At 47.2% G+C, this 21,207-nt stretch carries 16 protein-coding genes and 3 tRNA genes; 3 read left to right on the top strand and 16 right to left on the bottom strand.

Annotated features, from left to right (window positions below; genetic code table 11):
* Positions 1-47 precede the first annotated feature (47 nt).
* Positions 48-707 carry an Npun_F0813 family protein gene (locus tag ACE1CD_RS03920; RefSeq protein WP_374790809.1) on the bottom strand — a complete coding sequence of 220 codons (660 nt, stop codon included), beginning with the start codon at positions 705-707 and terminating at the stop codon, positions 48-50.
* Between the two features lie 294 nt (positions 708-1,001).
* Here ACE1CD_RS03920 and ACE1CD_RS03915 point away from each other — a divergent pair.
* Positions 1,002-1,075 (top strand) — tRNA-Arg (locus ACE1CD_RS03915).
* 329 nt (positions 1,076-1,404) lie between these two features.
* Here the strand turns inward: ACE1CD_RS03915 and ACE1CD_RS03910 are convergent.
* The 4 genes from ACE1CD_RS03910 to ACE1CD_RS03895 form a co-directional block, all read right to left on the bottom strand.
* Positions 1,405-1,476: transfer RNA gene (locus ACE1CD_RS03910), tRNA-Thr, on the bottom strand.
* 88 nt (positions 1,477-1,564) lie between these two features.
* A tRNA-Tyr gene (locus ACE1CD_RS03905) sits at positions 1,565-1,649 on the bottom strand.
* Between the two features lie 112 nt (positions 1,650-1,761).
* Complete coding sequence (locus tag ACE1CD_RS03900; RefSeq protein ID WP_374821738.1) at positions 1,762-2,889, bottom strand: hemolysin family protein; 1,128 nt, start codon at positions 2,887-2,889, stop codon at positions 1,762-1,764.
* A 108-nt stretch (positions 2,890-2,997) separates the two neighbouring features.
* Positions 2,998-4,821: an ABC transporter ATP-binding protein gene (locus ACE1CD_RS03895; RefSeq protein WP_374821736.1), complete on the bottom strand. Its 1,824-nt coding sequence runs from the start codon at positions 4,819-4,821 to the stop codon at positions 2,998-3,000.
* Between the two features lie 338 nt (positions 4,822-5,159).
* Here ACE1CD_RS03895 and ACE1CD_RS03890 point away from each other — a divergent pair, with 338 nt between their 5' ends.
* Positions 5,160-5,471 (top strand): DUF3493 domain-containing protein, encoded by a 312-nt coding sequence (locus ACE1CD_RS03890; RefSeq protein WP_374790803.1) that lies wholly within the window; start codon positions 5,160-5,162, stop codon positions 5,469-5,471.
* 330 nt (positions 5,472-5,801) lie between these two features.
* Here ACE1CD_RS03890 and ACE1CD_RS03885 read toward each other — a convergent pair whose 3' ends face one another.
* From ACE1CD_RS03885 to ACE1CD_RS03840, 10 genes are all read right to left on the bottom strand, one after another.
* The gene (locus ACE1CD_RS03885; protein ID WP_374790801.1) at positions 5,802-7,484 is read right to left on the bottom strand and encodes a DUF1565 domain-containing protein; all 1,683 of its coding nucleotides are present in this window, start codon (positions 7,482-7,484) and stop codon (positions 5,802-5,804) included.
* A 533-nt stretch (positions 7,485-8,017) separates the two neighbouring features.
* On the bottom strand, positions 8,018-8,224 hold the full coding sequence (locus ACE1CD_RS03880; RefSeq protein WP_374790799.1) for a hypothetical protein: 207 nt from the start codon (positions 8,222-8,224) through the stop codon (positions 8,018-8,020).
* 17 nt (positions 8,225-8,241) lie between these two features.
* Positions 8,242-8,916 (bottom strand): low-complexity tail membrane protein, encoded by a 675-nt coding sequence (locus ACE1CD_RS03875; protein ID WP_374790797.1) that lies wholly within the window; start codon positions 8,914-8,916, stop codon positions 8,242-8,244.
* Between the two features lie 70 nt (positions 8,917-8,986).
* Positions 8,987-12,040 (bottom strand): translation initiation factor IF-2, encoded by a 3,054-nt coding sequence (gene infB, locus ACE1CD_RS03870; protein WP_374790795.1) that lies wholly within the window; start codon positions 12,038-12,040, stop codon positions 8,987-8,989.
* A 373-nt stretch (positions 12,041-12,413) separates the two neighbouring features.
* Positions 12,414-12,818 carry a YlxR family protein gene (locus ACE1CD_RS03865; protein WP_374790793.1) on the bottom strand — a complete coding sequence of 135 codons (405 nt, stop codon included), beginning with the start codon at positions 12,816-12,818 and terminating at the stop codon, positions 12,414-12,416.
* A gap of 34 nt (positions 12,819-12,852) precedes the next feature.
* The gene (gene nusA, locus ACE1CD_RS03860; protein ID WP_374790791.1) at positions 12,853-14,115 is read right to left on the bottom strand and encodes a transcription termination factor NusA; all 1,263 of its coding nucleotides are present in this window, start codon (positions 14,113-14,115) and stop codon (positions 12,853-12,855) included.
* A gap of 72 nt (positions 14,116-14,187) precedes the next feature.
* The gene (gene rimP / locus ACE1CD_RS03855; RefSeq protein WP_190465085.1) at positions 14,188-14,658 is read right to left on the bottom strand and encodes a ribosome maturation factor RimP; all 471 of its coding nucleotides are present in this window, start codon (positions 14,656-14,658) and stop codon (positions 14,188-14,190) included.
* Positions 14,659-15,270: 612 nt separating this feature from the next.
* A complete protein-coding gene (locus tag ACE1CD_RS03850) occupies positions 15,271-16,761 on the bottom strand; it encodes a hypothetical protein (RefSeq protein ID WP_374790789.1) in 1,491 nt (496 codons plus the stop codon).
* Positions 16,762-16,911: 150 nt separating this feature from the next.
* Positions 16,912-18,303 carry a malic enzyme-like NAD(P)-binding protein gene (locus ACE1CD_RS03845; protein ID WP_374790989.1) on the bottom strand — a complete coding sequence of 464 codons (1,392 nt, stop codon included), beginning with the start codon at positions 18,301-18,303 and terminating at the stop codon, positions 16,912-16,914.
* 254 nt (positions 18,304-18,557) lie between these two features.
* Positions 18,558-18,698: a hypothetical protein gene (locus ACE1CD_RS03840; protein WP_190466195.1), complete on the bottom strand. Its 141-nt coding sequence runs from the start codon at positions 18,696-18,698 to the stop codon at positions 18,558-18,560.
* Between the two features lie 350 nt (positions 18,699-19,048).
* Here ACE1CD_RS03840 and ACE1CD_RS03835 point away from each other — a divergent pair, with 350 nt between their 5' ends.
* A complete protein-coding gene (locus tag ACE1CD_RS03835) occupies positions 19,049-19,996 on the top strand; it encodes an SGNH/GDSL hydrolase family protein (protein WP_374790787.1) in 948 nt (315 codons plus the stop codon).
* 33 nt (positions 19,997-20,029) lie between these two features.
* Here ACE1CD_RS03835 and ACE1CD_RS03830 read toward each other — a convergent pair whose 3' ends face one another.
* Complete coding sequence (locus ACE1CD_RS03830; protein WP_374790785.1) at positions 20,030-21,103, bottom strand: Gfo/Idh/MocA family oxidoreductase; 1,074 nt, start codon at positions 21,101-21,103, stop codon at positions 20,030-20,032.
* Positions 21,104-21,207: the final 104 nt, after the last annotated feature.

Here is a 21,207-nt window from a genome sequence, read left to right as displayed (position 1 = left end):
AGTCGCTCTACTACAAGTCATTGCATTTTTTTGGCACCTTTACAAGGCTACTGCCAAAGCTTACCGAGGGGAGATTGATTCAACCATTCGATAAACTGGGTCTGCTCAGATCCTGGCAGGTCTTGTAGGGTGTCCATAGCTCGACTGACGAAGCTGGCGTTTCCGAAATATTGTTTACCAAGACGATAAAGTTCTTGCAACAGGGTAATTAGATGATGTTCTTCCCAAGGGGGAAGCTGGTTGGTACTCAGCGGGTCCATTGTGAGCAGGTTATTGATAGCTTGGGGAGAGTCTGCCTGTGGAAAGCGCCACTGTTGAAGTATTTCCGTGAGATTTTTTTGAAACAATCCCGCCTGTCTGGCTCCTAAGAGATCTTCTATGTCTATATAAACCCCTTGGAGCAGCAACAGACAGGCTTGGGTGAAAGCAGTCGTTTTCGCATCGCCAGCGACATCGCCAGCGAGCTGATCTAAACGGATCTTGCCCCAGACACTATATCGTTCTGGTTCCTCCAATAGCACACAGGCTTTCCCTCGGTTATCCGTCAGATCCCGCCAGAAGGCTTTAGCTTCTTCCTCTTGGTTCGCTCTGAACACACTGATTAAGCGAAACGTTTGCCCCTGATAATTGAGAATCGGAATCTGCTGGTCCCGCTTTGGGTGCTGAACGCTTGTTATTTCAACATCCTGCCGTTTCAGAATAAACATGACACTGGCAATTGACTCCTGGTGAGAACCTCCGGTGCAGCTCTTGGCGTTGAGTGTAATTACGCCTGCGACACTCTTGATATGCAGAATGCTGGTTTACCAGGTGCGGCTGAACTGCGATCGCAAATTAATATCACACTATCTTATCCAAGGCTCATTCTCTTGGTTTTTAGTGTACAACTATCGGATAGCTGTTCTACGCTCAGTTGTGGCAAAAGTTCGATCTGTTGACTTTTCCGATCCGATCGCACCACAAATCTTATCAATTTTGATAATATAGGCACACAGACAATTGGGTGCGTAACTCAGGTGGATAGAGTAGCAGCCTTCTAAGCTGCGAGTCGCAGGTTCGAGTCCTGCCGCACCCGTTTTACTGAGCGAAGAACATAGTCTCCCGAATAACCCAGCTTTATGCAAGCCATCGTTCGTTGCTAAAAAATATGTTTGTATAGGTGGGCAGAATTAAACGTAGAGTGGCCAGTACCCACCAAAATTCTTATAACCCTCGATCTGAGCTAATGGTGGCCACTGTCCACCCTACAAATTATCCTTAATTTATTTACACCCACTTACCTATTATCAAATTAAGCAACTTCCACTTGCCTAAGCAAAATTATCACCACCTTGCAACTAATATGGTTATATAATGTAAATCCCTAACCAATCAGCAAATTCGTATACTTTCTTGATTTGTTTAAGCCCGTGACGAGGATTGAACTCGTGACCTCACCCTTACCAAGGGTGTGCTCTACCACTGAGCTACACGGGCAATACTGCATTCAAATGTCAAAAATCAAATGGCAATGTATAATATTCGTCGCCATTAACTTTTTATTTGCTTCGTATTATTTGGTTCGTGGTGGGCCGGGCTGGATTTGAACCAGCGTAGGCATAGCCAGCGGATTTACAGTCCGCCCCCATTAACCACTCGGGCACCGACCCTTATTACCCACGATTATTTATATTAGCACAAGCATCTGGAAATGCAAGGTCTTTTTTGAAAATTTTTACTCAGCTATCTCAAGAATCAATCTGGGAGGGTGTTTATCCACGTTTATCCACTGCCAGCACGAGCGCGATCGCGTTGCACAGGCGAGTTTTTAACGGAATTAGACCGCGCTGGGAAATCGCTCTCATCATAAATTTCCCCTACCAGCTCTTCCAAAATATCTTCCAGAGTAATTAATCCCACAGTGCCGCCGTACTCATCCACCACAATGGCCATATGCAGGCGCATCTGAAGCATCTCTTTAAGCAGATTGGGAACTCGCTTTGTTTCGGGGACGTATAGGGGCGAATCCATTGCGGCGGTAACGGGCGATTGGCTGCGACCTTCTTTTTGACTGAGATTTAAGTGCTGAAGCGCTCGCTTGAGATGAATAATTCCGACAATCTCATCCTTTGATTCCTCTTGCACGGGGATGCGGGAATATCCAGTTTCCAAACACAAATTGACCAAATCCTCAAGAGTCGCTATATGAGAAATTGTCCGCATCTCAATCCGAGGTTTGACGAGATGGCGAGCGCTGAGGTTATCCAGCATTAAAGCTTTGTTAAGCAACTGGCGTTTATCCAAGTCCAAATGACCTTTACCGCCCAAAACCTCAATCATCAACTGGAGGTCTCTCAAAGATTCTCCCTGCTGAACAGTTGGGCCTTCAAACAAACGAATTACGCTCTGGGCAATGTTTTCAAAGACGTAAATTATCGGTGATAGAGAGATCGACAGCCAGTAAACCGGGCGAACTGCTAGCCTGAAAAAAGGCATGACATGGGTAATCGCCAAAGATTTAGGCGTAACTTCGCCAAAAATCAGCACCAGAAATGTGACAACGGCAGTGGCAATACCCAATCCCGCATTGCCCAACCACAAGACAAATAAGTTACTGGTGAGTATGGCAGAAAAGTTATTCACCAGGTTGTTACCCACCAAAAGGGTCGTAATAAACCGGGCGCGTTTCTCCAATACCAGGGTAAAAATCCGCTTCGGATCGCCCTGTTCTTTAATTAGAGCCCTGAGTTTGAAGTTATCGAGTCCTGTAATCGCCGTTTCGGAGCCTGAGAAGAATGCCGAAAGCAAAAGCATTAATGCCAATACCGCAATGTCGAGCCAAATATTTCCCAACAGAGGGCCAGTTGCAGAGGTAGCCAGAATGTAAGTTTGAACGGGTAAAGAAATCACAAGATGTTTTAAAACGCAAAAAGCCTTTCCCAGACAGAAACCTGAGAAAGAAAGGAAAAGACAAAAGGAAAATATTTCTCGATCGCCTTTTTCCTTTTACTTTTTACTTTAAAGCAGCTCTCCCGTTTCTTGCAGTGAATGCAGACGTCGGTAAATACCTTCTTGGCGTAAAAGTTCTGCGTGGTTACCAACTTCGACTATCTGTCCTCGATCCAAAACGACGATTTTGTCTGCTTCGCGAACAGTGCTGAGTCGGTGAGCGATGACGATCGCAGTACGAGTACCCAAAATGCTACGCATTGCCAGTTGAATCGATCGCTCTGATTCGTAGTCTAAGCTAGATGTCGCTTCATCGAAAATCAGAATGTCCGGATCGACTAAAAGCGCCCTGGCAATTCCCAGTCGCTGTCGCTGTCCGCCAGATAAGCGTACTCCCCGCTCTCCCACAATCGTATGGTAACCTTGGGGCATTTGCTGGATAACCTCATCCAGTCTGGCAATGCGACAAGCTTCTTGCACTTGCTCCAAAGAGGCATTGATATTGCCATATCTGAGGTTATCTAGTAAGGTACCGTTGAAGATATCCACTTCTTGATGGACGATCGCCAATCTGTGCCGATATGCTGTAACATCCAAGCTGCGAATGTCTTCCCCATCGATGAAAATTCGCCCTCGATTCGGTTCAAAATAGCGAAACAGCAGCTTCACTAATGTTGATTTACCCGATCCCGATCGGCCCACTAGCGCTACAGTTTGGCAAGCCTCTATGAGCAGATTGATATCCTGTAAAACTTGACGGCTGGGATCGTACCCAAAACTAACCTGGCAAAATTCTACTTTACCTGTAAACTTATAAGGCGCTGTGCTGGGTGACAGGATTTGCGATGGCAAAACTCCCTTGGAGTCTGCGCCAGAAGGCTGCTGCATAAATTCGTGAAACCGCAACATAGACGCATAGCGACGGGCAAAAACTTCCGCAAGGTTACTGATAGGTTCCAACTCGGCATAAGCCATACTGGAAATAGTTAAAGTCGTGACAAAGTGCCCTAATGAAATTTTACCCCCGACCGTAGCGGCAAGAGTCAAACCCAGCACTGTGAAAACGCAGAACTGAATGACAGTCCTTTGCCAAGTGTTTAGCTTGACGTAACCTTTGTGAACTCGATAGTCAACTACTTTAAATTCGCGTTCCAGACGTGACTGTTGTCGTTTTAGTTCTTGCTTTTCGGTAGCGAATGCTTTAACTGTTTTGATGTTCGTAATTATTTCGGAGTTTCGGCTTTCTGTATTTTCTGCGTATTTATCCAACCGCTCTTCGATTTTGATAATAGTCTTCAAGTCTTTGATACTGAAGGTGAGGATAAATACAAAGGAAATGAAAAACAAAATGGCTATGCGCCATTCTATCAGCCAGATAATTACACAAATTCCTATAACTCGGCAGAGTTTGGGAATTAGTTGCCCTGCTATTTCTGGATAACTCCAGGTGTGGTTGGCAATCCCTCTAGCTACTTTTCCGGCAATGCGTCCGGGATTGTTTTCGTCATAAAATTCCAGGGGTAACGTCAGAACTTTTTCGATCGCTTTACCGGAATAATCGCGTCGAGAACGCAGGGCAATATCCCAATGAAACCAGGAACTTATCCAAGGTTGTATGGGGGCTCTGACAACGGTGACGAAAAAGATGACGCTCAGCAGCACTGCCAAGGCTAAAAGCTTGTTGGCAGGCATTCCGGTGAGTGCAGATGCTGTGTCGATCGCTTTTTGCAGTAGCGCATCCAGCGGTTGTCCTGACAGGACGTTTAAAATTTGCCCAATGGTATAGGGAACCGCCAGGTCTACGATTTCAAAGATACTGGCTGCTGCAATACTCAAAAGTGCGATCGCTCGGTAAGGCCGATAATATTTGACAATATCTCGAAATGTTGCCATGCAGTGGGTTTGGAATAACGACCAATCCCAGATCTTGTGATAATGTTTTGCTGGGGTACTTGTATTATATATGTAGTACAAAATGCCGTGTCTGCCAAAAGGTTTATTTATAGCGCCTTGCAGTTGTATGAAGTAAACTTACTCTCTTCCCGCCGTAAGATTATCGATCGCAAGTTACCTGTTGTTCTTTTTTCCCCCACTCTCCCGCTCCCCCACTCCCCCCAAAGCATACATATTCCTTGAGCGGGAAGGGAGTAAAGTCTGACCTCTGGACGTTGCCGCTGTGACAAGAGACGATGTATGGTAACGCAGAGCTATTTTTATCCAAATAGAAGTTTATGGCAGACTCCACTCCAAGCGATCGCACTCAAAAGCCCAAAAAACCTGAATCTATCAGTCCCGAACTATATGCAGTACTCAAAGCAGAAGCTGCTGCACCCTACCGAGGGTTGCGGAAATTTATCTATGTAGCCTTTGGCACTTCGGGTTTTATCGGCGCTGTGATTTTCTTAGCTCAGTTAGCCGCCGGTCGAGAAGTTGACTCTGCCTTACCTAATTTTGCGTTGCAAGTGGGCGTGGTGGCCTTAATGATTTGGCTATTTCGCTTAGACGGGCGATCGGGCCGCAAGTCGAAGACAAAGAAAAGCTAGTCTGGCTACAGGAGCATCGTAACGTAAAGTACATATAACTTTACTTTCCTTAAACTTTTCAGACAATTAGCAAAGAATATAAAGAAAATATTAGGAAATTTATATTTTCCAAAAACGGATGCGATGATGAATTCAGTTGAAACGGGGTCAGCCAATATATAGACCCTGAACATAAAACTCTCAAATGACATTCAAATGGGGTCAGCAAACCTAAAGGCCCTAAACATAAAAAAATATTGACAAAATTTTAAAGTCATGTTAAAAGGCAGTTTTCCTATAGGAAAACTGCCTTTTAACATTTTGACCTTGCTTGAAAAAGTCGAAAATTCTTTACGGTAAGCGATTCGCCTCTGGCGTACCCCCAATAATGTAAGGCGAAGGAATCGCTTCCGCCCGTCCGGAATTGACGAGTGCTTGGTAAACAAAAGCCGCAACATCTGCACGAGTGGCAACTTGGTTGGGATTTAATAAATTCTGCTGAGGATAATTGACAACGAGCTTCTGTTGGGTTGCTGCTGCTACTGCTGGGCCAGCGTAATTAGGAATTTGGGCAGCATCTTTGAACAGAGAAAGCAAGTTTGTATCTCCTGGAGGCAGTTTTAGACCGCTGGCAAGAGAAACGAGTGCTTGGACTCTAGTAATTTCCTGTTGAGGTCTAAAAACGCGACCTTCATATCCAGAGAGAAAACCGCCCCGGTAAGCAGCTTGAATAGCTTCAAAGCCCCAGAAATTTCTGGCCACATCAGTAAAGTTCATACTGGGGCGAGTCGGTGCAGGAGAAAAGGCTTTGTTGACAATGACGGCAAACTGGGCACGGTTGACTGCTTCGCGGGGGCGAAAAGTACCATCAGAAAATCCGGCAATGATACCTTTGGCAGCAAGGGCTTCAATATAAGGTTTAGCCCAGTGGCCTTCGATATCTGCAAAAGTAGAAGTACCGCCGCCTGTTGGTGGCTTTACCTCAGCAGCGACAAAATCGACTCGACCGGAAATGCGGCTGCGATTGATATCGTTACCGACAGCAACTATAGTGTTGCTGGCAGTAGCGTTGTGGAGATCGAGTTTACCGTTGTTGCGGATAATATTGTTGCCGGGGTTACTTGCAGTTCCCAAATCCGGTTGAGCGTTGATGGTAACAACTACACCATCTCGTGTATTGCTCTGAATCAGATTGTTACGCAGCACCGGGCGGGCTGAATCGTTGATATAAATTCCGTCGGTATTTTGGAGAATGCGATTTTCTGTAACTAAAGGCGATGCCGTACCGCCGATCGCAATCCCAAAGCCGGTACTGACAAATAGATTACCGCGAATTTCACCTGCGGCAGACTTCGCTACAGAGATACCGTTACCGTCGTTGCGAGTGAAAAGGTTATTTTCAATCTTGGGTGTACCGTTACCGGTAACAAAAACACCTTCTCTCTTACTATCGCTGAAAGTGTTGTTGCCGATCGTGGGATTGGTCGATTCTACCCATACTCCTGTACCGCGTTTATTGGGGTTGGTAATCGTCAAACCTCTAATTTGGCTATCTGGCTCGGCAATTATAGTAACGTCTTGACGCGAAAATGTCGGACTGATGTACTGACCCCCACCGATAATAACTATGCCCTGACCTTTGTTGGATTCGTCGCCGCGTAGAGTAACGCCACGTTTGATGGTCAGTGGAAAAACTTCGCCGCTGTCAGCTGTGTAGGAACCCGGTGCTAGCTGGATGGTAGTACCTGGTTGTGCTTGTTTGAGAGCGAAAGTAATCGTTCTATAAGCAGTTGCTTCGCTGTTTCCAGCGCCAGTGCTGTCGTTGCCAGTTTTTGGGTTGACGTAAATAACGTTAGCAGTATTTGGTGTTTGCGCTATTTGTACAGGTGCTGGTTTTATAATGGCCCAAGCCGATTGAGATATTGGCCCACTGTGAGCAGAAAGTAGCAAAGCTGTTAGTCCAAGGGGTAAGGCACAAGGGATGCGTTTGGCTTTATGGACTCGATCGAGATCGGAAGATGGTTGTGTATTCATTGGGAAGTCTATGGCGTGCTGAATTCCTGTAGTTTTAGCGATGATACGATCGTTGCGGATCGTTGAAATAGCTTTCAGTCTCAAGTTGAGCCAAATCTGAGGACAAGTTCCTCACTTGCCAAGTTCCGCTTGGAATATGTGTGCAGCTTGTACGGTTAGCGAACAGAAGCTGAAACTTCACTTATCATAAATGGTGCAATTTAGGCAAGTAGCTTAGCTAAAATCGTGCCGTTTTAAGGCGATCGGATATGAATGTAAAATATTGTAATTAGGAATATGCGACCGCATTCCCAAAAGTGTAAAGTTTGGACTTGCTTGTCCCAAGCGAAACTACCAGATCGGAGTCTGCCGTGCTTAAACCAAACTAGGCGATCCAAAATACGATCGCGTTGACAAAAATCTTTATATTTGGCAAATATATATAATTAAATAGCTGAGCGATTGCAGATCGCTCAAATAGATAAAAGATCCACTCCCTTACCTGAGTGAACTTCTAGAGAACTGACCGAGCAGTTAGAGAACAGACCAAGCGATTAGTAGGCTAAAGTTTCCAGAGTTTCGCGCAAATAACGCTGTACTCGATAATCGAGTGTGGTATCCTCGTAGCGATCGTCTACTTGCTGGCGTTCCATTTGCCAGCTTTGAAAGCCAGAGCTAGAAGCGATCGCCGTTTTAAGATTGGCCCAGATTTGGCTATCTTCGAGAAATTCCCTAGAGGATGAAGCAGGATAAGTGGCCATAGGCACCCCAAGAGCATCTAAATTGAGTTTGAGGAATTTGAGGGTTTAGAACCCGCATCTTCTATTATGGGCGCTGAAGCTGAGGACGACTGTTTTTCCTGAACATTAGTGAATGGCAAAATTTCATTTACTTGCCAACCAGGAATTGTAAAGTCTTGGCGAATCTTTTCCAGAGGATAGGGTTCTGTAGCTGCAAATGCCGATTCGCTGGTCATAAGGACTGTCAGAACGCTAATGGGTACCTGGAAGAACAAATTGCACAACAGAAATGCTGCTGCCGCCAGTAACAACCCAGCGAAACGCCATTCTGGTGGAAAAGGGGCAAAAGGCGCTGCAATGGGAGCAGCACGGTAAAGTTGCCATAGAATGGCAACTAAAAGAATCGGTGCTGCTATTGCCAATACTCGCTGCAAGGGCTTTTTAAACAAACTCAAGATTTTTCGTTGCTCTTGAGTTAGCTTCTCTGGCTTCATGGCGAGAATTAAAATGCTGAATATATTGAAGTGGCGGAATAACTGCATCCACAAAACAGGAGCAATTCCCACCACTGCTACTAATAACAGCTCTAGCCAAACAGGGAGAATGGGATCTCCGACTGCCAATCCCAGCCAGCAAAGCACCAGGAATATGGGAAGAGCCGCCAATCCAGCAAGGTGAATCCACAAAAAAGGTTCTGACCAGAATGAACGCATAGGGATTTGAGATTTGAGATTTGAGATTTTGGATTTTGGACTAAATCTCAAATCCAAAATCCAGAATTGACTAACTAGGAGTGAGAGTACGGCGCTTGGTGACCATCTTGAAGGCTTCGATTCTGTCGCCCACAGACCAGTCATTGAACTTATCGATGCCGATACCGCATTCAAAGCCGGCGTTGACTTCTTTGGCATCTTCTTTCATCCGTTTGAGGGAATCGAGAGTACCTTCGTAGATCACCTGACCGCCTCGGCGCACGCGCACTTTACAGTTGCGAACCGCCTTGCCGGACATAATATAGCAACCGGCGACAGCCCCTCGACCGACTGGGAAGACAGCACGTACTTCTGCTTCGCCCAAGGCTTCTTCTACCAATTCTGGTTCTAGCAAGCCTTCCATCGCTCCTTGAATATCTTCTAGGAGTTTGTAGATGATGTTGTATTCGCGTACATCTACACCCGCTTGGTCGGCTGCTTGACGGGCTCCGCTGGCCAAGGTGGTATTGAAACCAACGATGACAGCATTGCTTGCTGCTGCCAAGTCTACGTCTGTTTGGGTGATTTCGCCAGGGGCCGCTAGCAGGATACGGATTTGCACCTGATTCTGGGGCAGCTGTTGCAGAGAGCTGACAATTGCTTCTGCCGAACCTTGAACATCTGCTTTGAGGATAAGGTTGAGTTCCTTGAGTTCGCCTTCTTGAGCTTTCGCCGAGAGGGTTGTGAGGGTAACTCCGCGCATCAGGCGAGATTGTCGCTGTTGTTCGGCACGTTCTTGAGCAAGCGCACGCGCTTTCTTTTCATCTTGGAACACGTCGAATTCATCGCCAGCGGCGGGAACCTCGCTAAGCCCCAAGACTTCCACTGCAAACGATGGACTTGCGGCGTCCACGCGGTTGCCTCGATCGTCGATCATCGCCCGCACCTTACCGAAGGCAGAACCGGCGACGAGGATATCACCCACTCGCAGAGTACCGTTTTGCACCAACAAAGTAGCAACCGGGCCTCTTGACTTATCCAAATTGGCTTCAATTACCGTTCCTTTGGCCGAGCGGTTCGGGTTGGCCACAAGATGTTCGTCAACTTCTGCTACCAGGAGAATCATTTCCAGGAGGGAATCCAGGTTTTGTTTTTGCATAGCGCTGACGCTAACCATAATGGTCTCGCCGCCCCATTCTTCTGGTACCAAAGCGAATTCCGTCAGTTCTTGCTTGACGCGATCGGGTTGTGCGTCTGGTTTGTCGATTTTGTTAATTGCTACGACAATGGGTACTTCGGCTGCTTTAGCGTGGCTGATCGCTTCGATCGTCTGGGGTTGGACACCATCATCTGCGGCTACTACCAGTACGGCGATATCTGTAACTCTTGCCCCACGCGCCCGCATCGCGGTAAATGCTTCGTGACCGGGCGTATCCAGAAATACTACCTGCTGAGTGTTGCCTTCGTGCTGCACGTCCACATGATAAGCACCGATATGCTGCGTAATACCGCCTGCTTCCCCCTGAGCCACCTTGCTTTCGCGGATGGCATCTAGCAGAGTAGTTTTACCGTGGTCTACGTGACCCATGATTGTGACGACAGGCGGACGACGCTGGAGGTGATCCAGGTCTTCCACATCAATCATCTCGCTACCTTTGCTCGCTTCAGCTTCCTTCTGGGCGGTTTCCACTTCTACACCCAGATCGTTGGCGAGCATAGTCACCGTGGGTACATCAAGGCTTTGAGTAATGGTAACGGCCATACCTTTAAAGAACAGCCGCTTGACAATTTCCGTGTCCGGTACTCCCAGAGCTTGGGCTAGCTCTTGCACGGTCATGCTACCGATTAAAACGAGCTTCTGAGGACGATCGACGGCGGACTCTTCTCGACCTCGGTTGCGAGCCGCTTTCGCAGCGTTACCATCGCGTGAAGGAGCTTCCTTTTGACGCTTTGTAGCGGCTTGGGCTGCTGCGGTTGCTGGTGCCGATCGAGGTGCTTTTGGCTTCGGCGGGCGAGCGACTGAAAGACTGACTTGAATTGTGGGAGGCAAAACTTCTAGGTCGCTTTCATCGAAGTCAACCTCATCCTCATCAAAAAGTGCCTGCTTGCTGCGTTTACCAGCTCCTTTAACTTTTGCCGCTTTGCTGGGCAAATCTTCTTCTTCCTCTTCCCAGTTTTTCGCTTTTTTAGGTGGTCTGGGAGGTTGCGGTCGCTTCAGATCCTGCTCTGACAAAGCTGTCGTTTCTTCTATTTCCTCACCTTCTGCGGCTGTATCTCCTCTGAGATCTGCTTCTTCAGATGCGGCAGGACGGATGGGGCGGCTAGGTGGATTCGGTTTGACCACCGGTTTGGGCCGCTGTAGTTCTGGTAAAGGTGGCGCTGGTGGCGCAGTTGTTCGGTTAGGCTTCGACTCCTGAAGTGATTGCTTTCTGTCTTCTCTTTTCTCTTGTCTTTTATCTTCCCGCTTATCTTCCCTTCCCTCTGCCTTTTTCTCGACAGGCTGCTGCCCAGTTGCGGCTGGCTTAGGCTTTTTCTTAACAGGTTGGTCTGTTTGGTTTTGGTTAGCCTGACGGTTGGGTGGCGAGGCGACTGGTCTCGATGGAGGTTCGGTAAGCTTAGGTTGTTCTGGTGCGGGGCGAGAAGGGGGAACTTGCTGAACTTGCTGTATTTGCTGAACCTTTAAGGGTGTGCCTTTGTCGTTCGCTACAACTTCCTGATTTTGGCTGGGGCGTACTGGTCGAGTAGGTGCCGACGGCTTCATAGATAAAGACGTTGGCTGACTTACTGGCGGTTGGGGCGGGATAGCAACGGGCGCTCCCAATTGTTTCGGAGGGTTAACAGCAGGACGCTCCTGATGTTGGCGAATTCCCAAAATCTGCTGTTTTTTTGGGGCATTGGGCTTTGGGCCCGATGGCGGTGATTGTGAGTGTGTCTTATTGTGAGATGGAGCCGATTTGCTGGGAGATGTATGCTGGGCTGCATATTTCTCCGCAACTGTGCGAATGCGTTCTGCGGACTCGTCGGTAATAGTGCTGCTGTGACTTTTGACTGGAATCCGCAGCTGATCGCAAATTGCAAGAATATCCTTATTGTCCAAATTAAGTTCCCGTGATAAATCGTAAATTCTGACTTTGCCGTTGTTCATCCACGCTTTCCCCTTGACTCATACCAGCGGTCTCTGATGACCTACTGTTCTTAAGATATCTACATCATTGGTATGCTGCCTCCTTTGTGGGAGTTGCAACTGGTTGGAAAGCAATCAAGGAAAACAGATGCAGTTTCGCCGCTTGGCTTTGGCCGAAGAATTTATGAATTGCAACTTTTGATGTATTGGCGGCAGAACTGATGGGGTAATTGGTTCGGTCTGGCCGAGATCTACTCCATGAAGCAGATCGTGTGTTACCGGAGCCCGGTACGATCCGCATTGCCAATGTTGTTAGTTGTAATCTGGCACAAATTTTTCAGCAACTGTGGACGGTTTTGTTTGCAAATTTATCCTTGGCTACTTTAACAAGCACCTATTTACTATTTTGGCACTCACCTTGCTGTTCGGCGCTGTTAGGGTTGGCCGTGTCCCGATGGAAGCCAGAGTGGCAGCGAGTGCTATTCTGGCCTGCATCCGGTTCGGAATCCGATGCGATCCGCTCGCGAGGTTTTGAGTTGCTTGACGCCTGGTGGTTAGATAAATGTTGCCACAAGGCTTGGTATATTTCTGGGGGCACCGCTGTTTTGAGCGCGTTCCCCAGACGATTTTTTTTTTGAGCTGCTTGCAAGCAACTCTGAGTCGGACAAAGATAGGCCGATCGACCTTCCCCCCGATCTAATTCTACCTGCCTGGATGGATAGACTCTGACAATGCGCCAGAAAGCTTGTTTGGGCGCTACCCGACGGCAACTGATACAACGCCGATAATTGGGTTCCACACTCTATCTTCCTCGTCAAAGCATCACAGAGAATTTATTCATCTAAGTCAACATCTTCTTCGACTTCATCCAAATTGTATTTTTCGATGGTGTCGTCTTCCTCTCGCTCCCGATCTAATTCTTCCGCCTCAGCGATAGCCTGAGCTATTTTGCGGTCTTCAGCTGCGGCATCGTATTTTGCTGCGTCTTTGATGTCTATTTTCCATCCGGTGAGGCGGGCGGCCAGACGCACATTTTGTCCTTCTTTGCCGATCGCCAGACTCAGTTGATCTTCAGTGACCAAAACATGAGCTTGACGAGCTTCTGGATTTACCAGTCGCACTTCTTCTACTCTAGCTGGACTGAGGGCGTTAGCAATGTATGTAGCGGGGTCGGGCGACCACCTAATTACATCGATTTTTTCTCCTCGCAATTCGTTTACAACTACTTGAATGCGGGAGCCCCGCGCCCCAATACAAGCACCTACGGGATCTACATCTCGCTCTAAAGTATCGACAGCTATTTTAGTACGCGGGCCAAGAGAACGGGAGGGTGGGTTGGCTTCCCGCGCTACGGCGACGATGCGGACTACTTCATCTTCTATTTCTGGGACTTCAGTGCTGAAAAGTTCGACTACCAAACCAGCAGCTGCTCTGGAAACCAATAGCTGTGGCCCCCGCTGCGGGCCTTCCCGCACTTTTTTAAGATAAACCTTAAAGGTAGCGTTGGCGCGATAGTTGTCGTTGGGTAGCTGTTCTCGTTTGGGCAGTTCGGCTTCTACTTCTGGCTGATTGAAGCCGCTGCTCACAGCCAGGATCGCTGACTGCCGCTCAAAGCGCAGCACCCGTGCCTGCATGACGTTGCCTTCTAAGTCTTGAAATTCCTCTTGAATCATTTTGCGCTGCTGGTCGCGCAGTTTTTGAGAAAGCACTTGCTTGGTTTGGATTGCCGCCATGCGACCGAATTCGCCTTGATCTGGCGTTACGTCTAAAACTACGGTGTCCCCCACCTGCGCTTCTTCCACGACTGGCTTAACTTCTGAGAGAGCTATTTCGTGGTCGCTGCTGTTTAATTCTTCAACAATAGTTTTGGTGGCCAGAACGCGAAAGCCTTCCTCTTCGACGTTTAGTTCTACTTCCAAGTTGTCGAAGTAGTTTTCGTCAAAATGCTTATTGATATTTTGGGTACGCCGATAGCGCTCGTAGCCTTTCAATAAAGCTTCTCTGAGCGCTGCTTGAACAGCGTGCCGGGGTAAATTGCGTTCCCGGCTGATGCTGTCGATCAGCTCTTTAAGTCCGGGTAAATTAACCATTGTCATGGGCGAAATCTCCTGTGATCGGAAATGGAAGATTAAAAACTAAAAATCCAAACGGGAATAGTTTTTGGATTTTTAATTTTTAATTTTTTGTTCGTCTAGTTGCACTCGCGAGACCGAGGTACGGGGAATTGCGATCGCTCGACCTTTTTGGTTCAGGTAAACTGCTGTATCGTCCCGCTTAATCAGTTGTCCTCGCCACTCGCTCTTGCCCTCGTAAGGCTCCGATGTGCTGACTAGCACCGTAAATCCCTTAAATGAAACAAACTCTCTATCTGTGGTAAGCTGCCGCGAAATTCCAGGGCTGGAAATCTCTAGGATGTACGCATCGGGGATAATATCTGTGGCATCTAAGGTTGCTTCCAATGCTCTACTCATACGTTCGCAATCATCCAAGCTTGTATCTTGCTGCGGATTGCGAATGTCCACACGCAGAATCGGTGGGTATTGGTTGGTTTGGAATACCGCTCCGACAACCTCTAACCCGATGGCTTCGGCAACGGGTACAGCCAAGTCAATTATTTGCGGCACAAGGGGATGAGTCATAGGATAACTCCAATAAAAAAAGTGGGACAAATACCCACTTCCTCTGAAAGGAATATGAACTACTCGGCTCTCACAAGTTAGGTAAAAATCTCTTATCTAACAGGAGCTTCGAGTTTCTGACGCTGGAACGCACTGCACATATAAACTTCGTTATAGATGCGGATTCTTTCGCTATATCGGCTTTTGACCACATAACGTTTCCAGGTACGCTGGCGTCCCAGAGCGAGTCGTAGAAGCTTTTGTCTGCGAAACGCCCAGAAGAACTAGCAATTATCGGTCAGAAAATTGCTGCGATCGGTCGTGCCTCCAGATAATTTATCTTTGGCCGTACCACTCTTATTCTACTATAGTGCTGTTGCGCTCAAACTTGATATGATGCCTTTTGGGAACGGTTGAGGTTAACCGCTCTTGTTTGCTTAAGCCTACTACCAAGCGAGTCGATGGTTGTTACGAGCTTTTTATCTATTATAGCTAATCAATCGTTTTCCTGCTTTAAATTGTAAATATTGATGATTAAAATCCCCATAATGCTCAATTTTTCATGTTTGTAAATGGTTAATTTGGGCATTAGCCTTATTTAGTTTTACCAATCGCAGTCAAATGTAATTTAGGCTAGGTTAAATGTTTTTTGTATGGATAAATTTGTCCGTCTTGGGTTTGAGTCAACTGGCGGATTTTCCTGGTTTCTTCCATAATTTGTTCCACATCCTCTTGAGATAACCGCTCGACATAATTAATTTTGATTTCTTCGAGCATATCTAAGACTAAGCTTTGGATTTTATCTACAGTTTGTTGACTTTGGACTTCTTGCGCGATCGCTTCACCGAAGTGTTGCACAAGTTGGGCAGATAGTTTGGCTCCTTCGGTATCTTCAAGGGCAGCCTTAATAGCTTCGTATGCTCCTTGAGAGATTTCCGTAACTAATCTTTCTGTAAGCTGATTGGGTATGTTGGCTAATACAGGTATATTTTGAATATTTCTGTAAGCTGGTAAATTTTTGAGTACGCTTTCAATATTGTGACGCAGTATTGCTTCCAAATCGGGCTTGATTTTTGGCAAAACTCGGTAGACGATCAGTTTAATCATAATATCGGCGATCGCTTCCACCTCGTTCACATTATTGATATCTATATAAGTACGTTTTTCTGGTTGCAATAGCCAGCGCGTTATTTCGCCTTTTTCGATCGAGCCCTGAACTTGCTTAATCACTCGGACTACTACAACTTCAGTTATTTCTTCTGCGAAAGTGGCGACAAAACCTTGACTAAATTGTGCTTGTATGCGATCGAGATCTATTAACTCAGCTTGGTGGAGGCGAAGAGTCACCGGAATAATTCGCAGCCATCGCCAGAATGGAATTAGGAGGAAGATGTCGTACCAACGCCACAACATGGCATCTCGCCAACTAACTCCAACGTGACGGCGACCGATCGACCAGGTACGTCCTAAAAACTCCAAACCGAATATAATTACGAATGGTATATCTAGAATCCAGAATTTATCTACGAATTCGCCGCTTTCAGCGATCGGACGAAAATAATTTGTTTCGATCGAAGGACGAATCTTGTTATTAAAAAAAGTAATTTCTTTTTTCCACCCATTTTTTAATAAGTAATCTTGGCTCCAAAATGTTTTGAAAGACTGGCGGGCAGAATCTAGACCGATGCGATCGCGCATTCTATTTTTAATCTTTTCCAGTGTGCCGCTTTTGTTAGCTACCCTAAACGGATCGCTATCAATCATTTCGTTGCTGAGGCGGCGCATATCGGCGAGCAATTTTTCAGTTTCTGGTGACTGCAAGCCTTGCTGCGCCACTTGCTCTTCCAGTGCATTTAGTGTCTCTAGATACTTTTGTGTTTCTCGATGGGGTTCAATACCCTTAACTGGATCGTACCATTCAGTTATAGGAGGAAGAGGTATTTTTATAACAAAGTCAAGAAATTGGAGATTACCTTGCAGCCAGAAATTCCGCCAAGGTACATAGCTCATATCAAATAGCACCAAGCCTAAGTTGAGGGATGCTAGTATAGCCATCAATCTTTCAAACCAAAGATTGCGGGGAGATGAAGATTTATGTTTACCTAGTTTTGGCAGAGAAGACATAGTTTATATACCAAATTAGCTTGGATTGCGCCCCTTTATGCTTGGGGAGAGTGGGGGAGTGGGGAAGCTAAAAGTCACTCAGTCAAAAGTCACCCAATCAAAATTCCTTTTCCCTGTCCCTCTCCCTCTTCCTCTCCCTTTGAGCTTTGTTTAACTGCGGGCGATACCTTCTTGACGCGCTGCTTGTTGAACGGCGGCGGCAACGGCGATGGCAACTCGCTTGTCAAACACGGAGGGAATGATGTGTTCGCGATGGAGATCTAAGGGATTGATTAGGGACGCGATCGCATATGCTGCTTCCAAATACATTGTGGTGGTAATTGTAGAGGCACGACAGTCTAAGGCACCCCGAAAAACACCAGGGAATGCTAACACATTGTTAATCTGATTCGGGTAATCGCTGCGACCTGTTGCCATTACTGCGACATCCGATCCTACTAATTCCGGTTGTATTTCGGGAATGGGATTTGCCATTGCGAAGACGATCGGATCTTTGGCCATCGATCGCACCATTTCCGGAGTCAAAACGCCCGGTACGCTAAGTCCGATGAATACATCTGCACCTTGTAGGGCACCTGCGAGGGAACCTTGCGCTTTCACGGCAAATTCTCGCTTTTGCTCGGTCAGATCGGTACGACTGAGTGAAAGAATACCCTTGGTGTCGCAGATCCAAATTGTTTCCGCACCAGCTTTTCTCAATAAGCGAGCAACTGCCACTCCTGCTGCGCCAGCGCCGTTAATGACGATGCGGATATCTGAGATGGATTTTTTCACCAGCTTGAGGGCGTTGATCAAAGCGGCTAGTGTAACAATGGCGGTGCCGTGTTGGTCGTCGTGAAATACGGGGATATCTAATTCCTTTCGCAGTCTTTCTTCTATTTCAAAGCATCGGGGTGCGGCGATATCTTCTAAGTTGATGCCGCCAAAAACGGGGGCAATATTTTTGACAGTGCGGACGATTTCGTCGGTGTCTTGAGTTGCCAAACAGATGGGAAAGGCGTCGATCCCGGCAAATTCTTTAAATAGCATCGCTTTGCCTTCCATCACGGGCAAACCCCCGTAGGGGCCAAGATTACCCAGTCCGAGTACAGCGGTACCATCGGTGACGATCGCGACGGTGTTTTGTTTAATGGTGAGGGTGTGTACTTGACTCGGATCTTCGGCGATCGCAGTACAAATGCGACCTACACCTGGCGTGTAGGCCATTGCCAAATCTGATTGACTTTTGAGCGGAATTTTGCTAGTTACAGTAATTTTACCGCCACGGTGAAGATTGAAGGTGCGATCGTAGATTTCGAGAACTGTAACGTCGGGAACTTCCTTGACTGCTTGCACAATTTTCTCTTCGTGTTCGCTGCTGGAGGCATCGACGGTGATTTCTCGAAGGGAGATTTGGCGCGTTTGTTCGATCAGGTTAATTTGACCCAGGTTGCCGCCTACAGATGCGATCGCTTGCGTTACGTTTGCCAACATACCGGCGCGGTTGGGCAGCTGCAAACGAATCGTGACGCTAAAAGACGAGTTGGGTGTGAGATTTACCATGCTGCTGTTGTTCTTATCTGCTAAGGGTGAGGGGTAATAGTAGCGATCTGGAGATTTTATATTTTCCATTAGATCGATTACTCCAGCCTAGATGAACAACAATTATTTGATTGTGTTTGCTCACACCAAAAGTAGAAACGAGTCTGGATAGGTGAATTTTGCTTTATGGAGTTTGCCAACATTGGGGGCGGCAATATTTAATGCCGCCCCCGCTTGTGTCTTTAATGGTTTCTAGTTTTGATGTTTCGCTTGTCTCAGTTGATCGTGTAGGCAGAGTGCAATGCCCACCAGAGTAGAACCGCAATACCGCCGAGTACCAGCAAGGCTGAAATTGCGATCGCTTTCGGGGTATCGGCTCCCTCAAATTTCATGATGCCACGGTTTAAGTCGGTCATAGCGCTGTGATATCTGCTCCATAAAACTGATACAAATCCGGACATAACCGGAAATTGAAGTTTACTTACTGCTTCGTCCAGGGCTGTTGACAGCTTCCTGTCCACAGTCGTTAAGTTCCGGAGAAGCCCTCCGTACTTTGTCGGGGGGTGGATATTCCAAATTTAGTGAGGCGTTGAAATCGCGACACTTAATCGAGCCGCTCTCCTCCGTACTTAGCGCTGCAATGGTTGGTCACAAAACGTTTCTTAGTCTAGATTAGCGATCGAAATACCTATCGTCCATGATTCTGATGGGTGAGAAACGAAAACTTTTGTTAAGACTTGGGTGGTATTAGCGAGGAAAAAGATCTGTGAAGTTAGGGCTGCTAATTTTGGCTGTTGTGGTAGGGTTGTTAGTTCTGTTTGAGGTGGGACTGCGTTTGCTGTTTGGTTTCGGCAATCCTCCAATTTATGTTGCTGATGAGCAAATTGGTTATTTGCTAGCACCGAATCAACGAACTCGTCGCTTTGGCAATCGGATTGAGATCAATCAGTATTCGATGCGGGGGTATGACATCAGTAAGGAACGATCGGCTTCGACATTGCGGGTGTTGCTGTTGGGGGACTCGATCGCTAACGGGGGTTGGTGGACGGATCGGGACTATGTTATTTCCGAGACGATCGCCGCACAACTGCGATCGTCTGTTCTTGGTAATAAATTCAACCAAATAGAAGTGCTTAATGCTTCGGCTAATTCTTGGGGCCCAAGAAATGAACTTGCTTATATAGAGCGTTTCGGTACGTTTGGCGCTCAAGTAGTAGTTTTGCTGATCAATACAGATGATTTATTTGCTACAGCGCCTACTTCTGTACAAGTGGGACGCGATCGCAATTATCCAGAGCGAAAACCTGTGCTAGCTTTGGCGGAAGTGTTTGGTAGGTATGTATTGCCAGCGCCTAAACTGCCGGAGTTGGGAACGGTGAATACGGAAGAGGGCGATCGCGTTAGCCGTAATTTAGCAGCCATAGAAAAAGTTCAGGCGATCGCCCGTCAAAGCAATAGCCATTTTCTACTAGCAATGACACCCTTATTGCGGGAGGTCGGCAGTCCTGGCCCGCGCGATTACGAACTCAAGGAACGTCAGCGTCTGACTGACTTTACCCAAAGTCGGCAAATTATCTACATAGATTTTTTACCCTTGTTCAACTCAGCACAGCTGGCAGAACCTTTATACAGAGACCATATTCACCTCAGCCCTCAAGGGAATCGCCTAGTCAGCGAATCGATTGGCCGCAAGATTTTGGATTTCCAAATTTAGATTGCCGTCTGGAATTGCCAATCTTACATTGTTTTATATCTTGAGGCTCGGCTGATTGGCACGCTCCAATTCTCGCGAATGCCAAACTTGACCGTCGAGTGCCATCTGTTCGATTAAACTTGCCAACCGCAAGGCTTTGAGAGCTTGTTCGCCACCAACAGAAGGTTGATTGCCGCCCCGCACGCAGTTGACAAAATGCTCCAACTCTGCATGGAGTGGCTCAATATTGCTGGTGTAGACTTTTTCAATCAAACCGTCTTGCCGATAAAGTACTTGACCGTAGTCGGTCATGTAGTTGGCAGTTGTCTGTCGGTGAATCAGAATTTCATTGTTCAGAAAATCTGCTTCCGTCAGAGAGTTTTTACAATGGGCCGCAATGCGACGGATTTTCCGGTGAGTGACTTTGCTGGCTGTCAAAGTGGCCACAATGCCATTGGCGAAGCCCAGCGTGGCAGTCACATAATCTAAATAGCCAGAATCGGAGGCGCGGCTACCGCTGGCTGTCAGCTTGACCGCAGGCGCTGCTGCCAATTCCAGCAACAAGTCGATGTCGTGGATCATTAAATCCAAGACGACAGAGACATCATTGGCCCGATGAGAATACGGACTCATCCGGTGCGCTTCCAAAGCCAGCAATTCTTCAGTTTTGAGGACTTTGCCGAGTTCCTGAAAAGCTGGATTGAAGCGTTCGATGTGACCTACTTGTAGAATTCGTCCTGACTCGGCTGCTGCATTGACGAGGGATTCAGCTTCGGCAATACTGGCGGCGATCGGTTTTTCGATGAGGACGTGAACCCCATGTTGCAGACAGGTCATTCCGACTGCATGATGCAGTCGGGTAGGTACTGCGATGCAGACTGCTTCCACATGAGGAAGTAGGTCTCGATAATGTTCAAAAAAGCGAACTCGATACTTACTGGCTGTATCCAGACCGCGCTCGACGTTAATGTCGGCGACACCTACCAGTTCGACATCTTTAAGTAAACTGAGAACACGGGTGTGATGCTGTCCCATATTGCCCACCCCGATGACCCCAATTCGCAACGGTTCCGGTTGATTTCGTTGCACGTAAGCGTTCGCAAATCTCACGGAGATGCTATCTTGCACTCTGTTATGCTCCTCCACCACTTTGGGTCTTATCCGAGTCGAGGCCGGGTTACCCCGCCCTTACGCCGTCAAAAACCATCAAGATGGTAGCACAGTGTCTTTCT

The organism is Aerosakkonema sp. BLCC-F183, assembly GCF_041929145.1.
In the GTDB taxonomy this organism is placed as follows: Bacteria; Cyanobacteriota; Cyanobacteriia; order Cyanobacteriales; family Aerosakkonemataceae; genus Aerosakkonema.
The sequence above is the reverse complement of the archived record's forward strand: the minus strand, read 5'-3'. Positions and strand labels throughout refer to the sequence as shown.

Excerpts from the sequence above, each read along its gene's own strand:
- ACE1CD_RS03845 (WP_374790989.1), bottom strand. The coding sequence starts at position 18,303 with ATGGTAAATCTCACACCCAACTCGTCTTTTAGCGTCACGATTCGTTTG.
- ACE1CD_RS03850 (WP_374790789.1), bottom strand. The coding sequence starts at position 16,761 with ATGTCTTCTCTGCCAAAACTAGGTAAACATAAATCTTCATCTCCCCGC.
- infB (WP_374790795.1), bottom strand. The coding sequence starts at position 12,040 with ATGAACAACGGCAAAGTCAGAATTTACGATTTATCACGGGAACTTAAT.
- ACE1CD_RS03840 (WP_190466195.1), bottom strand. The coding sequence starts at position 18,698 with ATGACCGACTTAAACCGTGGCATCATGAAATTTGAGGGAGCCGATACC.
- ACE1CD_RS03875 (WP_374790797.1), bottom strand. The coding sequence starts at position 8,916 with ATGCGTTCATTCTGGTCAGAACCTTTTTTGTGGATTCACCTTGCTGGA.
- ACE1CD_RS03890 (WP_374790803.1), top strand. The coding sequence starts at position 5,160 with ATGGCAGACTCCACTCCAAGCGATCGCACTCAAAAGCCCAAAAAACCT.
- nusA (WP_374790791.1), bottom strand. The coding sequence starts at position 14,115 with ATGACAATGGTTAATTTACCCGGACTTAAAGAGCTGATCGACAGCATC.
- rimP (WP_190465085.1), bottom strand. The coding sequence starts at position 14,658 with ATGACTCATCCCCTTGTGCCGCAAATAATTGACTTGGCTGTACCCGTT.
- ACE1CD_RS03885 (WP_374790801.1), bottom strand. The coding sequence starts at position 7,484 with ATGAATACACAACCATCTTCCGATCTCGATCGAGTCCATAAAGCCAAA.
- ACE1CD_RS03920 (WP_374790809.1), bottom strand. The coding sequence starts at position 707 with ATGTTTATTCTGAAACGGCAGGATGTTGAAATAACAAGCGTTCAGCAC.
- ACE1CD_RS03880 (WP_374790799.1), bottom strand. The coding sequence starts at position 8,224 with ATGGCCACTTATCCTGCTTCATCCTCTAGGGAATTTCTCGAAGATAGC.
- ACE1CD_RS03895 (WP_374821736.1), bottom strand. The coding sequence starts at position 4,821 with ATGGCAACATTTCGAGATATTGTCAAATATTATCGGCCTTACCGAGCG.